This is a genomic window from Ruegeria sp. HKCCD6426 (genome assembly GCF_057221115.1).
In genome coordinates this window covers 12,872-27,611 of sequence record NZ_JBWVBF010000006.1, presented here as the reverse complement: position 1 = coordinate 27,611, position 14,740 = coordinate 12,872, and the positions used below count along the sequence as shown (strand labels likewise).

Annotated in this window: 12 protein-coding genes and 2 pseudogenes; 3 read left to right on the top strand and 11 right to left on the bottom strand. The window is 55.1% G+C overall.

Annotation, left to right across the window (positions count from 1 at the left end):
• Positions 1–40: 40 nt before the first annotated feature.
• From AC2TDA_RS16890 to AC2TDA_RS16870, 5 genes are all read right to left on the bottom strand, one after another.
• On the bottom strand, positions 41–1,306 hold the full coding sequence (locus AC2TDA_RS16890) for an ABC transporter permease (RefSeq protein WP_480879884.1): 1,266 nt from the start codon (positions 1,304–1,306) through the stop codon (positions 41–43).
• Entirely contained in the window at positions 1,303–2,109 is an 807-nt protein-coding gene (locus tag AC2TDA_RS16885; RefSeq protein WP_480879882.1) for a taurine ABC transporter ATP-binding protein, read from the bottom strand. The genes AC2TDA_RS16890 and AC2TDA_RS16885 overlap by 4 nt, the downstream gene beginning before the upstream one ends.
• A gap of 77 nt (positions 2,110–2,186) precedes the next feature.
• Positions 2,187–3,182 carry a taurine ABC transporter substrate-binding protein gene (locus AC2TDA_RS16880; protein ID WP_480879881.1) on the bottom strand — a complete coding sequence of 332 codons (996 nt, stop codon included), beginning with the start codon at positions 3,180–3,182 and terminating at the stop codon, positions 2,187–2,189.
• Between the two features lie 264 nt (positions 3,183–3,446).
• On the bottom strand, positions 3,447–4,877 hold the full coding sequence (locus AC2TDA_RS16875; protein ID WP_480879880.1) for an NAD-dependent succinate-semialdehyde dehydrogenase: 1,431 nt from the start codon (positions 4,875–4,877) through the stop codon (positions 3,447–3,449).
• Positions 4,878–4,902: 25 nt separating this feature from the next.
• Positions 4,903–6,276, bottom strand: coding sequence for an aminotransferase (locus tag AC2TDA_RS16870; RefSeq protein ID WP_480849913.1), 1,374 nt, complete (start codon positions 6,274–6,276; stop codon positions 4,903–4,905).
• An 88-nt stretch (positions 6,277–6,364) separates the two neighbouring features.
• Between AC2TDA_RS16870 and AC2TDA_RS16865 the strand changes: the two genes are divergently transcribed.
• A complete protein-coding gene (locus AC2TDA_RS16865; protein ID WP_480879879.1) occupies positions 6,365–7,327 on the top strand; it encodes a LysR family transcriptional regulator in 963 nt (320 codons plus the stop codon).
• Between the two features lie 75 nt (positions 7,328–7,402).
• Here AC2TDA_RS16865 and AC2TDA_RS16860 read toward each other — a convergent pair.
• Both AC2TDA_RS16860 and AC2TDA_RS16855 read right to left on the bottom strand, forming a co-directional pair.
• Positions 7,403–7,696: pseudogene (locus AC2TDA_RS16860) on the bottom strand (DDE-type integrase/transposase/recombinase); the annotation flags it as partial.
• A gap of 319 nt (positions 7,697–8,015) precedes the next feature.
• Positions 8,016–8,708 (bottom strand): annotated as a pseudogene (locus AC2TDA_RS16855) (DDE-type integrase/transposase/recombinase).
• 198 nt (positions 8,709–8,906) lie between these two features.
• Between AC2TDA_RS16855 and AC2TDA_RS16850 the strand changes: the two are divergent.
• Entirely contained in the window at positions 8,907–9,788 is an 882-nt protein-coding gene (locus tag AC2TDA_RS16850) for a LysR substrate-binding domain-containing protein (protein ID WP_480879878.1), read from the top strand.
• Here AC2TDA_RS16850 and AC2TDA_RS16845 read toward each other — a convergent pair.
• From AC2TDA_RS16845 to comD, 4 genes are all read right to left on the bottom strand, one after another.
• Positions 9,769–10,881, bottom strand: coding sequence for an alpha-hydroxy acid oxidase (locus AC2TDA_RS16845; protein WP_480849929.1), 1,113 nt, complete (start codon positions 10,879–10,881; stop codon positions 9,769–9,771). The genes AC2TDA_RS16850 and AC2TDA_RS16845 overlap by 20 nt on opposite strands.
• Positions 10,865–11,797, bottom strand: coding sequence for a hydroxyacid dehydrogenase (locus AC2TDA_RS16840; protein ID WP_480879876.1), 933 nt, complete (start codon positions 11,795–11,797; stop codon positions 10,865–10,867). Before AC2TDA_RS16840 ends, AC2TDA_RS16845 begins: the two co-directional genes overlap by 17 nt.
• Before the next feature lie 63 nt (positions 11,798–11,860).
• Positions 11,861–12,415, bottom strand: a complete 555-nt coding sequence (gene comE, locus AC2TDA_RS16835; protein WP_480849921.1) for a sulfopyruvate decarboxylase subunit beta — start codon at positions 12,413–12,415, stop codon at positions 11,861–11,863.
• On the bottom strand, positions 12,412–12,918 hold the full coding sequence (comD, locus tag AC2TDA_RS16830; RefSeq protein ID WP_480879874.1) for a sulfopyruvate decarboxylase subunit alpha: 507 nt from the start codon (positions 12,916–12,918) through the stop codon (positions 12,412–12,414). Before comD ends, comE begins: the two co-directional genes overlap by 4 nt.
• Positions 12,919–13,961: 1,043 nt before the next feature.
• On the opposite strand from comD, the gene AC2TDA_RS16825 reads away from it, so the two are divergent.
• Positions 13,962–14,621, top strand: a complete 660-nt coding sequence (locus AC2TDA_RS16825) for an IS6 family transposase (protein ID WP_480896869.1) — start codon at positions 13,962–13,964, stop codon at positions 14,619–14,621.
• Positions 14,622–14,740 lie beyond the last annotated feature (119 nt).

Genomic DNA, 14,740 nt, shown 5'->3' with positions numbered 1-14,740 from the left:
GGGTTCCTCCGGGCGCTTTCTTGAAATAACCGGCCAGAACTCAGCTTTTTCCTTTCCAGGGCACCAGATAGTCTTCAGCTTTGCGCATAAGAATGTCGATGCCATAGCCGATGATGCCGATCAGGATGATCCCCATGATGACGATATCGGTCAGCTGAAACTTGGAGGCCGCGATGATCATCATGCCCGCGCCTTTTTGGGCGGCAACCAGTTCAGCCGCTACCACGGTGCCCCAGCAGACCCCCATTGCAACCCTTGCTCCAGTGAAGATCTCGGGCAGCGAGTTCGGGACGATCACATATCGCATGATCTGCCATTTTGAAGCACCGAGCGAATAAGCCGCGTGGATTTTCGAGATGTTCACACCCGACACACCGGCCCGCGCGGCGATGGCCATGATCCAGAGCGCTGCCAAGAACAGCAAAACGATCTTGCCGGTTTCCCAGATGCCGAACCAGATAATCACCAGCGGGATCAAGGCCAGCGGTGGCACCGGCCGCATGAATTCGACGATCGGGTCAAACCAGCCGCGGAACCACCCCGAAAGACCCATGGCGTATCCAAGCGGGATGCCGACCGCTGCGCCGGCCACAAAACCCGCTACCACCCGCAAGAGCGACCAGCCTAGATGCTGCCACAAAGAAAAGTTCTGATAACCTTCGTTTGCGATCTCAAAGAACCGGGATACTACTGTTTCCGGCGCAGGCAACCAGATCGGGTTCATCTGCAAACCCTGGTTAGGGGTAAAGCTTATCGCCCCCTTTTTGGTCAGACTGACTTTGCCGTCACCCGTATCGACCGTGGTGTCAGGTCCGATAAGATTGCCGTTGATAGCAACGATCTTGGCTCCTTCCTTGCGCGTGACCTCGTCATTTTTGTCAAACAGAATGGTCGACGCGCGCCCCGGGGCCGCAACAATGGCATCATCCTTGGCAACCCCCGAACCCGGTTCGGCTTCGAATTTTTCGACCTCCCCACCGAATTCCGGGACGCGAACGAAAACTGTAGCGTCATCGGTCGAACCGTCGGCGGCTTCTACCGTATAGGTGAATTGAGTCTCGCCAACAAACGGGCCTGGAACGTGTATCGGGCTAATCTTCGATCCGGTGAATGCCCCCCAGATCACAAAGATCACTATGATTGATATGATCGACGCTGCCCGATCTGCCCGCACGGCACTTTCGTCACCAAAGGTCACCGTTTTTAGACTGATGAAGTCGTGACGGTTCTCCAACCCCTTTCGCAGGAAGTGAACGATGAAAAAAGCGCCCGCGAATAGTCCCAGGTAAAACAGTAGTACAATCATGTAACCTGCTCCGTGCGCCCCATGATTTCCTCCTCCATCTCCCAGATCATCGACAAGATTTCGTCACGAGTTTCCGCGAAACCTTCCGACTTCTTGACGTCTCGCAAGTCCGCGTTCACCCCCCTCTCAGCAAAAGGCAAATTGTATTCGCGATGAATACGTCCAGGTCGCGGCGCCATCACGATCAGACGCTCACCTAGCAACAAAGCTTCTTCGACCGAGTGGGTAATTAAAATGATGGTCTTGCTGGTTTCTTTCCAAAGCTTCAGGACCAGGCCCTGCATCTTTTCCCGTGTAAGCGCATCCAGCGCACCCAGCGGTTCATCCATCAGGATGACATCCGGCTCATTGGCCAAACAACGTGCCAGCGCGACACGCTGCTGCATCCCCCCGGACAATTCGTAGACCGCCTTGTCCTTGAAATCCTGCAAGCCGACAATTTCCAACAGATGGTCCGAAATCTTGACCCGTTCTTCCTTTGCCATACCCTTCATGAGCGGGCCGAAGTCGACGTTTTCCCGCACGCTCATCCATTCAAACAGCGCGCCTTTTTGGAATACCATGCCACGCTCAGCATCCGGACCTTTCACCAAATGCCCATTCATTTCGATGGTGCCCGAGGTCGGCGCCAAGAATCCGGCAACGATGTTTAGTAATGTCGTCTTACCGCATCCCGACGGCCCCAAAACGGACAACAACTCGCCGTCCTTCAGGCTGAGCGACACATCCTGAAGCGCCTGAACCGATGTGCCATTGGGCAGATCAAAGCGCATGGACAGGTCTTTAATGTCCAATCCCGACATCCTGCTTCCTTCCTGCTAACAGAAATATGGGAACGGCCCGGGAAAACGAGCCGATCGCCATAGTGATTTGATCGAGTTCAATCCTGCGACGCAGAAAGCGGACCAGAGTTTACCGCTGCATCATATGAACTCAGAGCCGATTCAATGCTGCCCGCAGACACGAAGACGTCGGCGACACCCTTCATGAAGCTTTGTGCGCCACCGCCAAGCCATTTGTCGGAAAGCTGTTCTTCAACGGATGGGAAGGTGAACGTGGCCATTGTCGCTTCGGTTTCGCTGACGTCCATTCCGGCATCCTGGGCGATGACCGGCAACATTTCGTCGTTCTTGGAGCCAGATTTCCACTGCTCGTTAGCATCGGCGGTGACCTTCAGAAATTTGGATAGCAAGTCGCCTTCCGCCTCGATAAAGCTTGCTGGGGCGCTGGTGACGTCAAACACCAGGATACCCAGCTCTTCCTTTTCTGCGCCGGTCAGAAGGATGTTCCCGTGCTCCATCATCCGTCGCAGCGCTCCGCCCCAACCGCAAACCATGTCGAGATTACCCTGGGCAAAAGCAGCGGCGCCGTCGGCCGGTGCCATGTCGACGATTTCCATTGTGCTGACATCAACTCCGAAGTGCGCCATCTGCGACAAGAAGCCGAAATGGGCCGCGGTTCCGATCGGCACACCGACTTTCTTGCCGTTAAGTTCCTCGACGTTGTCCCTGTCGATTTCCAGCGCTTCGGCCGCAACGCAGTTGTCATTGTCGGAATAGCTGACCGCCACATCAACGATCTGCAGGTCTTGACCTGCCGAAGTGGTCACCACGAAGGGCGGTACACCTTGGCTAACGGCAATCTGCACGTCACCTGATGCCATCGCCGCCGACATTGCAGTTCCGGTATCGAAGGAAACCCAGTTGATCTTGACACCAAGCTCTTCCTCATAGGTTCCGTTGACCTTCGCATATTGGAAAGGCATCGGCCATTCCAAGAAGTAAGCCACCGTGATCTCATCTGCGGCAAGGGCGGTATTTACCGCTGTGCAAATCGTCAGCGCCGAGGTCAGCACGCCGCAAACTATCTTCTTCATTTTCTTCTCCCTTGTTGGATAGGCGGGATCCAGACGTGAACCGCCCGCGCATTTGAATGCGCAAAAACCTTAGCACCGCGTCAAAACAAATAAAAAAAACAAAATATCGCTAATTTTGTTTCGAAAAACCGATGAAGTAGAGTTTGCCTGCCGGTTGGTGAAATTCAACGTTTCAACAGAAATCCGCATAACTCGGATAGCCGCCGGTGTCTCAGGGGCCAAAAAAATCCCCGCAACCGGTGCTGCGGGGACAAGTTTGGGAGATTACAGGCCAAGCTGGCTAACGAATTTCGTTGTCAAATAGGCGTCAAACCCTTCCGGGCCACCTTCAGCACCCAACCCGCTGTCTTTGAACCCGCAGAACGGCGCCTCGGCCAGGGCAGGAGTGAATTCGTTAACGCCGACCCAGCCCGCCTCGAAATCGTCGGCGATATCGGTTGCAGTCTTCAGCGAACTGGTGAACGCATAAGCGGCTAGCCCATAGGGCAATGCGTTGGCGCGCTCGACAACCTCGTCATAGGTGCTGAAGGACACGACAGGTGCGACCGGGCCGAACGGCTCCTCGGTCATCAGGACCGAGTTGTCAGGCACGTCGCGCAGCAGTGTCGGCTCGAAATAGCAGCCCTGTGCGCCGCGCTTGCCGCCATGGGTGACCGTTGCTCCTTGCGCGATTGCATCCGCCACGATCTGCTCCATTGCCTCGACGCGGCGTTCATTAGCCATCGGTCCCATGGTGGTTTCCGGGTCCATCCCGTCACCCATGCGAATTGCCTCGACATGTTTGGCGAAAGCTTCATAGAATTGCTCGAAGCAGCCTTCCTGCACGTAGATGCGACTGACGCCCAGGCAGACCTGCCCGGCGTTGCGGTATTTGAATCCGGCGGTCAGGGCGGCGGCGCGTTGGATATTGGCATCGTCGAACACCACGACCGGCGCGTGGCCACCCAGTTCCATCGTCACCGGTTTCAACTGCGCCCCAGCCATCGAACTTAGTAGTTTGCCCACCCGGATTGAACCGGTCAGAGAGACCTTTGCGATGACCGGAGAATTGACCTGCGTTTCCGACAGTTGCGCCGGGTTGCCTGTCAACTGGCCAATAACACCAGCGGGCACACCCGCCTCGTGGAGAGCCTGAATGACGCCCGACACCCCGCTTGGGGCCTCATCTGCGGGGTTGAGAATAATCGAGCATCCCGCCCCCAGGGCCGCTGCCAATTTTCGGCAGCTCAGCACCACCGGGAAATTCCACGGGGTAAAGGCGGCAACCGGACCAACCGGTTCCTTCACCGTCATCTGACGGCTCGAGGCGGCGCGCTGCGGATAGACCCGCCCATAGGACCGGATTGCCTCGGCGGCGCACCATTCGAAGGTCTCAGCGCAGCGGCTCAACTCGCCGCGTGCTTCGGCCAGGGGCTTGCCCTGCTCGCGCGTCAACAGCCGCGCCATCTCTTCCTGACGCGCGTCGATCAATTGCGCCGCCTTGCGCAGGACCGCCGCCCGGTCCCAGGCCGAGGTCTTGCGCCAGATGGCGAACCCCTTTTTTGCAGCGTGCAGCGCGCGCTCGATATCGTCGGGTGTGGCGACGGCGACCTGGCCGATCAGCTCTCCGTTCGAAGGATTCACCAAATCCTGAGTGCCGCCGTCCGAAGCATCCACCCAAGCTCCGTCGATAAACAGTTTGACGTCTTGGTTCATTCTGTCCCTCCAGTCAGGGTTTGGATTAAGCCAATGCCTGCGCCGCAACGGTGTTCAACGCATTTTCAAGAATGTCGAACAGCTCGTCGATCTCGCTTTCATTGATGATCAGCGGCGGCGAGAACAAAAGCGTGTCACCAGCATTGCGGAACAAAAGGCCGTTCTTCCTGGTCTCGGAAAAAACCCTGGCCCCCATGCCCATGGCGGGGTCGAATTTGTCCTTGGTCTTCTTGTTGGCCACCATTTCGACGGCGCCCAGCAGGCCGACGCCGCGCGTCTCCCCCACCAGCGGGTGATCCGACAGTGCCTTCAGGCGGGTTTGAAATTTGGGCGCGACGCGCTGTACATGACCGATGGTGTCACGCTCGCGATAGATTTTCAGAGTTTCCAGCGCCACCGCCGCCGCCACCGGATGGCCGCCATAGGTAAAGCCGTGGCCAAAGACGCCCTTCTCGCCCGCAAGCTTTTCGATACCTTCGAAAACCTCGTTGGTCACACCCACGGCCGAGATCGGCTGATAGCCGGCCGACAGGCTCTTGGCCATGGTCATCAGATCGGGCTTCAACCCGTAGGTGTTCGCACCGAACATATTGCCGGTGCGACCAAAACCACAGATCACCTCGTCCACGACCAGCAGGATGTCATATTTCTTAAGAATCGGCTGGATCAGGTCGAAATACCCTTTCGAAGGAGGTATTACACCGCCCGCACCCTGCACTGGTTCGGCAAAGAATGCCGCAATCGTATCGGGGCCTTCTTCCAGGATGGTCTGTTCCAGCTCTGCTGCCAGACGCGCCGAGAACTCTTCTTCGGTCTCGCCGTCCTTGCCAAAACGATAATAATGCGGGCAGGACACTTGAAGAAAACCATCAATGGGAATGTCGAATCCGTCCTGATTGATCTTAATCCGAGTCATGCTGGCCCCCGCAACGGTCACACCGTGATAGGAGTTCAGGCGCGAGATCATCTTCTTTTTCTTCGGCCGCCCGATTGCGTTGTTGTAGTACCAGATCATCTTGATCGCAGTATCAATCGCTTCCGATCCTGAGCAGGCGAAAAAAAACTTCTCAATGCCATTGGGTGTGATCTCAGCCAGCCGCTGCGCCAACTTGACCGTCGGCACCGGTGCGCGCCCAAAAAAGCCGTGATAATACGGTAACTCGCGCATCTGCATTTCGGCCGCTTTGACCAAGCGCTCCTCATTAAAGCCTAGCGAGGCGCACCAAAGCCCTGCCAGCCCTTCAATATAGCTGTCGCCGTTATCGTCGGTGATGCGGATGCCCCGCCCACCGGTCACGATCATCGCACCGTTCTCGGCCACCTGATGGGGGTCCGTATTGCCATGGATATGATGCTTAGCATCCAACCTGGACAAAGTGTTATTAGGTTCTGTTGCCACGACAACCTCCTGGATGTAGCCGCTGATCTTCTTTGAAGCTTCTAGCACTCGACAAGCTATTTAGAAAAATGTATAAAACTGCGAATTAATGTCGAAAAATCCGATGAATGTATCCATTAAGGCCATACGCTACTTCACCACCGCATGTGAGCTGGGCAGTCTGACAAAAGCAGCCCATCAACTTAGGATTTCCAACTCTGCCATTTCTGTTGCGATCTCGACCCTCGAAGAAGAGTTCGGCACCCAGCTCATTTTCCGTCAGCGCGCCAAGGGGATCACAATGACGCCGGCTGGGCGCGAGGTTCTGGCCAGGGCCAAGCGCCTACTTGAGGAATTCGATCTTTTCTCAAGTGGTAATGATAGGTTGGGCGCACCATTTCGCGGCAATCTGAAGGTCGGGTATTTTGCACCTGTCGGCCCTGCCTTTTTGCCATCAATCATCCGTCCCCTTCTTCAACAAAGCGATGGCGTTCAGATCGACCTGGTAGACTGCAATAACGAGCAAGCCCAAAACGGTCTCCTTGACGGTTCATTCGATGTGGCCATCTTTCAAGATTATGCAGTTCGCCCCGAAATTTCGTGGCAACCGCTTTTGTCGATTCCACCCTATTTGGTGGCCCCCAAGATCAGCAGGTTCTCCTCAAACGAAAGCGTCCGGTTTTCCGAATTGGATGGCGAGAATTTCATTATTCTGAATCTACCAGCCACACTTGAATATTATACTTCGATGTTGAAGCGATTTGGCGTAAGTCCGAACGTAATTGTCGGGGCCTCCAGCGTAGAAGCTGTCCGTTCTCTGGTGGCTGCGGGAGTGGGGTATTCGGTTCTGAACATGCGGCCCAATGTCAATTTGACTTATTATGGTTCGGAGATCAGCTGCATTCCATTAAAAGATCCGCCGGATCGGACGCTCGATCTTGTTATCGGTTATTTGCCCGGCCAGCTCAGAATGCTGACGCAGGCCTTTATAGACGGTTGTCTGGATTATTTCCGGTCTGAAACCGCCCAATCACACCGCGTGATAACGAACCCATTTGCCTCAACTAAGTGATCCGGCTTGTTTGTCGGTGATGGGGATCCACCGCAATATACCTGAAGAAGGAACTTCGCGGAAAGGTTTTAGGTCTCAAGCCGCCAACTGAGCAAACTGCTCGAACGGACAGACTCGGCCTCCGATCTGGCCTTTACAGACCATCTGAGTTACTTCGAATCCATCCAACGTCGCGGATACGGGAACAAAGGACTTAAAGCCATGTACCGGCCGTATCCGTCGTTTGATAAAGCGGTGATCTTGCTCAACCAAGTTATTGAAAAGTTTCCGCCGGATCATCTGAATCGGGGTCGGGCAGCCAAAGCCCTTTAGCATTTTGTTGACTGCTTTGATTCCCACAGTGTTCGCACCACTCTTGTCGATAGCAATAATTCCCGCTGACGTCTTCTTCGGGCGCGGCCAAGTCATTCTGAAACAAAGAGAAAGGATCGAACGAAGGGCCATCGAAACCCGGCGCCTGCTTCACAGCTATTCCGCAGCATAATCAAGCCAACAGTGTGAGCCAGATCCTCTCTTAGATCAGGTGGCCAACTGGCACAAAATCTCTAAAAGCGGACAAATCACCAAATCCGGCCAGAAAGCGCACCGTCGGCCTCGCTGTGCATCCCCATGCAACGTCTTCCCCTGCAGCAGTCGGCTTTGTAGAAATGGTGGAGAAGGGCAAATGAGGTGGGATGGTATCGCCAAGTTATTTAAGCTTTGTGCTATTAAACCGATTGAACGGCGACCTAGCCGCCATTTCCAAGGTGTAGTCTGCCCACAGGCTAAAAAACATCTGATCGGGTTTAGCGAAATATGACAGCGGAAAATTTATAGCGACGAGGGTGAAAGATTAGATCGACCTGATCGTGAACGGTGAGGAACTTTGGGTCTTGCCACGAAAATTTGAAGCGACCAGGAATCATTTTGTTTTCAAGGTACCTGTGCGAAACCTCAACTGAGTTGCTAAAACTCTTTTTGAACCCGATGATCCGTGGTGGGTGACAGTGCCTTTAATGGTTTGATAAAGCTACGCAGTTTGTCCGTTATCCCAACACGGAGTTGGCTAAAAAGCAGGACCAACCGGTTCAGAAAGCGCTTTGTCGCCGGGACATATTCTCTGGATTTTCCGAGGATATCCGACACGTTCTTATCCGTTTCGATGACCAGCCATAGCCATATCTCTTATCGCAGATCAAGATAACCATCTCATTGAAGTACCATTTTCTCGCGCGGTACGGGCCGGTCGCGCCTGATGCAGTCTGGGAAAACGCCGGCCAAAGCGGTAGCACCTGAGTCCGATCACTTCCCTGATGGAAATCACACCCCGTTCTGCAAGCAGGTCTTTGACGTCGGCAGTGCTCATGTTGAACTGGTGATAGGCCCAGACAGTGTTAGCGATAAATTCTCAAGGACAGCGAAAGCCTTTCAGGCGAGGCATCCAAATCGTTAACACTGGATACCCGAGCGACGGGCAAAAGCAACTTGGCAATATCAACACAGGCCTTTATCGACAATTGTCAGGACTATTTTGCGACCAACGCGGCCCCGGCAGCACCGGGAGATGTTTGATGGTCAGCCCAAGTAAGAGGTCTGAACGATGTCGCTGATCTTGCTTCGCACGCTTGTCGCCGTGGCCGAGCGCGGCAGTTTTTCTGGAGCCGCAGATCAGGTTTGTGTCACCCACGCCGCCGTTGGTCAGCAGATGCGCCGACTTGAGGACCTGTTGCGAACCGAACTGTTCGACCGCAGCCAGAAGTCGCCGAAACTCAATGCAACCGGGCTGGCATTGATCCCCCGCGCCCGAGCGGTCCTGCTGGCCTATGACGATCTGGTCGACGACCTGGTCGGCGAAGCTCGTCTGTACGGTGAGCTGACGCTAGGTGCCGTTCCTTCGACCATTCGCGAGTTGGTACCCAGAGCGCTCAAGCACCTGATGGAGCTATATCCGCAAATCCACGTGCGCGTGGTGCCTGGTCTGTCCGGAGACCTTGTGGAACAGGTCGAACGCAACGCGCTGGACGCCGCTATTCTTAGCGTATCCGGACCGCTAGGGCCGGAACTGGTCTGGCGCCGCTTTGCGGCCGAACCGCTAGTCCTGATCACGGCCAAGGAAATTACCGAGACGGATCCGCGCCGGATATTGCGGAACATGCCATTCATCCGCCACACCCGTCGGGCTGCGGTCGGGCAGCTCGTGGACCGGTGGTTGGCAAAATCGGGGTTGTCAGTTCAGGTTTCGATGGAAATGGATTCGCTGGAATCTCTGTCCAGCATGGTAGCGCATAATCTTGGCGTATCCGTTGTTCCAGATATCTGCGTGCCGGACACGGTTTTCTCGGCGCTGCGCCGCCTTCCACTCGATGCAAATGGGATGGAGCGGCAGTTAGGCATTATGACCCGCGCTGATTGCGCCAAAACAAAGCTCGTGGATGGGCTTCATGACGCAGTCACTGCGACGGTCACAAGACAGAAAGGTTAGGTTGACCGATTTCGGATAACGAGCAGATGCCAATCTGCGCCAGGACCTGGTGCATCTCAGCTTGCAGAGCCTCGCAATACTGTACCAAACCAGCCTCACCCGCCCCGGCAATGGCATAAAGCAGTGGACGCCCGAGGAAGACATAATCAGCCCCTACAGCATATGCTTTGACGATATCCTCACCTGACCGAACTCCGCTATCGAAGAACACCGGATAATCAGGACCAACAGCTTCGCGAACCCGACACAATGCATCAATTGCTCCTGGCGCACATTCCAATTGACGCCCGCCATGGTTGGAAACCTGCACAGCATCAACGCCTTCGTCGCGCAGCGTAAGGGCATCGCCAGGATCCATTACCCCTTTGACTACCAGTTTGCCAGGCCACTCCTGTCGCAGTCGTTTCAGATAGTCCCAATCGGCAGCGGCCCGGCTTGCCTCGCGGTCAAAATCCCCGAACTGTCCACCGAAATTGGCGAGCGTCGGTTTGCCTTTGAACAACACGGACAGTGACCAGCGGGGATGTAGTGCGAAATCGAGGAACTGACGCGGGCCGATGCGGAATGGCATCCTGAATCCGTTTTTCAGATCTCGCGGTCGGCGACCAACCTCAGGGACGTCAACGGTCAGAATGATGGTATCGTAACCGGCCGCTTGCGCGCGGGGGACCAGTCGCCAGGAGTCTTCACCATAGTAGAGTTGCAGCCACGCATACCCCTCGGCAACCTCCTGTATGCGCTCAAGGCTGGTAGAGGCCAGCGTTGACACGCCATGCGGCAACTGATGCCGCGCGGATAGCCGCGCCAACATCAGATCGGCGCCAGGCGCCGCCAGATTGCACATCCCCATGGGGCTTATACCAAAGGGCAAGCTGCGTTCAGTTCCAAAAACTGGGACGGCCAGACTGCGGTGTTGTACGTCCCGCAATACGCGCGGGGCCAGCAGAACCCGATCCAGAGATTGACGGTTTCGCGAGACACCAAGCTCGGTCCCGGCGGCCCCTTCCATGTAGTCAAAGACCATCCATGGCAACCGCTTGCGGGCAAGGCGTTGCGCGTCCCGATGGGTGTGAATGTCACCTCGCCAGAGCATTTCGGACATTTCGTGCCGTTACTGCGCTCGCCCGTATGTTAGATTCCTCAGTCACCCCACCGATATGAGGCGTCAGGATCAAGTTGGGCACATCTTGAAAAAAACCGGCCGCCGCCTCTGTCAACGGTTCAATTTCGAATACGTCCAGCGCCGCCCCGCTAAGATGGCCTGCTTTCAGCGCCCTGATCACGGCGGCCTCGTCAACGACCCCACCCCGCGCGGTGTTGATCAGAACTGAACCGGTTCGCATCGCCGCAATTGCTTTGCGGTCAATCATATGCCGTGTCTGGTCCGTCAAAGGAACATGCAGGCTGAGCGCATCGCTTACCGCCAACAGTTCTTTCAATGAATCCTGCCGGATCACACCGTTCCAGACCGGGTCATTGGCCATGAGGAACGGATCCATTGCGACAACTTTCAATCCTATCGCCCTCGCCAGCCGTGCCGTCTCTCGTGCGATCGATCCGAAGCCAACCAACCCTAGAACCTTTCCATTGGCTTCTCGTCCGGCCATCTCCTGCCGGGGCCAGGTGCCAGATACCATCCGGGCATTGCCCAGATAAGCCCCGCGCAACAACACCAGAGCGCTGGTGATGACGTATTCGGCAACCGAGCTATCGTTGGCACCGCTTGCGGGATGCACGGTGACCCCACGTTCCCTGCAACCTTCCAGATCGATATTATCGAGACCGACTCCAAGCCGACCGACGCATTTCAGGCCGGGTGCGGCCTCCAGCAAAGCCTGATTCACGCGGGTCCGGTTCCGGACAATCAAAGCTGCAGCAGTCCCCAACTCCCGATGCAGGCGCTGCGGATCATCTACCAGAAAAGGATCATAGAGAACGTCATGATCCGAGGCGAGATCAGCGACCGAAGCCTCATCCATAAATTCGGAAATGACTATGCGTTCGGCCATGGCCGGTGTCTCCGTGGGAGGATGGTTGGGGAATGCCGTTGGCTATCCCGCAAGAGTTTGAGATCAAGCCTGAACCGCCTTCATGAAGCGGTCGCGGATGATTACCGGGTCCATGGTGATTACCGGCATCTTGGCATTCCCGCTTTCGCATTTACAGACGATGACTGTCATTTTGCAGCTATCCAGTGCCGCCTGCAGGGCGGCCCCGGTATCTTCGGCCCGGCACTCGACCACATTCTCGCAGCCACAAGCCTGCGCCACGGCCGCCAGCGAGGTCTTTTGGCCCGCATAGGTTGGCTGGTCCCCGGTGGAGCCGTAAGAACCATTGTCCACGATCAGTAGGATGTAGTTGTCCGCCACATTGTTCGCGATGGTCGGCAACGTGCCCAGATTGGTCAGGACCGAACCGTCGCCGTCAATCACGATGACCGTTTTCGGCTGTGACAACGCCAATCCAAGACCAATGGATGAAGCCAATCCCATCGTGCCCAGCATGTAAAAGTTGGTCGGCTGGTCGTCGATGGCATGCAGTTCCTGGCTGGGAATGCCGATGTTGCAGACAACCAGTTGATCGCTGAGGATCGGTGCAATTCTCTTTAGAACTTCAGAACGGATCATTGGTCGCCGTAGCCTCCCCAGAAATTGGCATCGGTCAGGATCGCAACCGGCTTGTTGCACATGAAAGTGTATTTCAGGATCATGTCGAGTTCTTCGATATCGGACTGTTTGTGGAAGTGATAGGTCGGGATGTTGAGCTGGGCTAGCAAGGCCTTGGTGTGCACCGCCATCTCAACCTGACATGCAACCGGTTCCCGTAACTCGCCACGATAAGAGATCAGCATCGGCAAAGGCATACGATAGAACTGAATTAGCGTTGCCAGTGTGTTGATCGTCACACCGATGGCAGTGTTCTGCATGATTATAGCCGGGCGTTTGCCGCCCATCCACGCACCCGCGCAGAGCCCCATACCCTCGTCCTCCTTGTTAGAAGGAACGTGGTGGATTTCGGCGCGCACATCGATTTCTTCGATAACTCCGGCGAGTTGCTTACAGGGTACCGTGGTCACGAACTCGATCTGATTGGCAATCAGATCATCCGCTATCCTGGCATGGATGGACATGATTGATTTCGCTTTCTGAAGATTTCATCCTTCTGTCGCGCAAGCGGAACTTGAAATCAATCCATAGTTTTTTGACATAATGTAAATCAAACATTTACTTACAAGCCGAACCATCGGTGGCACTGAAGGTGTAGACGCCCCAGCTGGCCTTGATGTGTCATGGCGGGTTTGCAGACGACCTGAATGGAGGCATCTAAGGAAGCGGATACCGTGATTGGCCCGGACTTGGAGAAGAACATTTCCCGGGTGCACGAAATGGATCCGACGAGTCACGCAGTTTTTCAGAGGAGATTACGTAGAGGTCAAGTCCTTGAGTTTTTGCCTGGTTACCGAGGTGTTGGGTGGCGACTGGGTCGTGATGTCAGGCTTAATCCTCGACTGTATGTGAGACCGTTTGTGAAGCGACAAAAAAACGATGCAGTGTGTCCCTGTAAAGAGCGAAGAGGCATAAGCGGCGGCGATCGTGTTTCGGACCCCTGAGCTTGTGGTTCGGTAACGCCCACAACTGATCAATGCCCTGCAGGACCACCGCAAAGAACTGGGTCACGTAGCTCCGCGGCGGGTTGGCAACAGCCGCAAGCTGGTCGAGATAGTAGAAGATTATGAGACCGCGATACTGGAAGCGGCGCAGTCTTGCGTGAAGGGGCTAATAGAAATGCTGACCCGTTTAACAGCCGGATAAGCGACTTGATACGGAGATAGTACATCATGCGCGAGACAATGAAATGGCGCGTCGCCTGATGACGGCAACAGGGATTGGGCCGCTTATTGCCATCGGGCAAGCATCGACATGTGCAATAATCGAACATCCATTGCTGAACGTGGTGTGCTACCACCTTCGCATTCATCGCCTGCAAACCTCGACAAGTCCAGGTCGCGCCGATCGAACATAAAAGGAGCAATATCAGTTTTTCGACCGTATCGCGGCGTACGGCCCGGATGGGTCCGAAGAGGCGATTCGGGTTCTGTCGCAAACTTCGCCCTTACCTGTCAGGTCGAGTGCATTTCTGGTAGCGCGCACTAGAACATGACAGGAGCAGGCCGTGACGATCACATTTAAGGGCACGCATTTTCCGAAGGACGTGATCTTGCACGCGGTTTTCTTCTACCTGCGCTACGGTGTTTCATACCGGGATCTGGAAGAAATCATGTCGGAACGTGGTGTTGATCTGGATCATGTAACGCTAAACCGCTGGGTCAGTCGATATGCAGGCCTCATTGGTGAAGCAGCGCGGTATAGAAAGCGTCCCGCAGACCGTTCGTGGCGCATGGATGAAACATATGTGAAAGTGAAGGGCGACTGGGTTTATCTTTACCGAGCGATCGACAAACACGGCAAGACCCTGGATTTCATGTTGTCTGAGCGCCGGAATAAAGCCGCGGCGACGAAGATCTTCGCCCGCGCGCTTGAGGTGAACGGTCTACCGCACAAGATCGTCATCGACAAAAGTGGTGCCAACACAGCTGGCATCAAGGCAATCAACAAGATGCTCAAGAGCTTTGGTTGCCCGATCCCGATCGACATGGTCAGGCGGAAATACCTCAATAACATCATTGAACAGGATCACCATTTCATCAAACGAAGGATCAGACCCATGCTGGGATTCAAATCTTTCGCATCAGCCGCATCTGTCCTGGCAGGCATAGAACTGGTCAACATGATCCGCAAAGGTCAATTCACGCCCGGATTCCGAACGTTTTAGCAATTCCCCAACTGGTAGGATAAACTGCTCACCAATTCCACTGATGCTCTGCCATCTAAAAACCTGCGACAGAATCCTTTGGGCCTGTTAGAACCGGATCAATGTCCTACTTAATATGT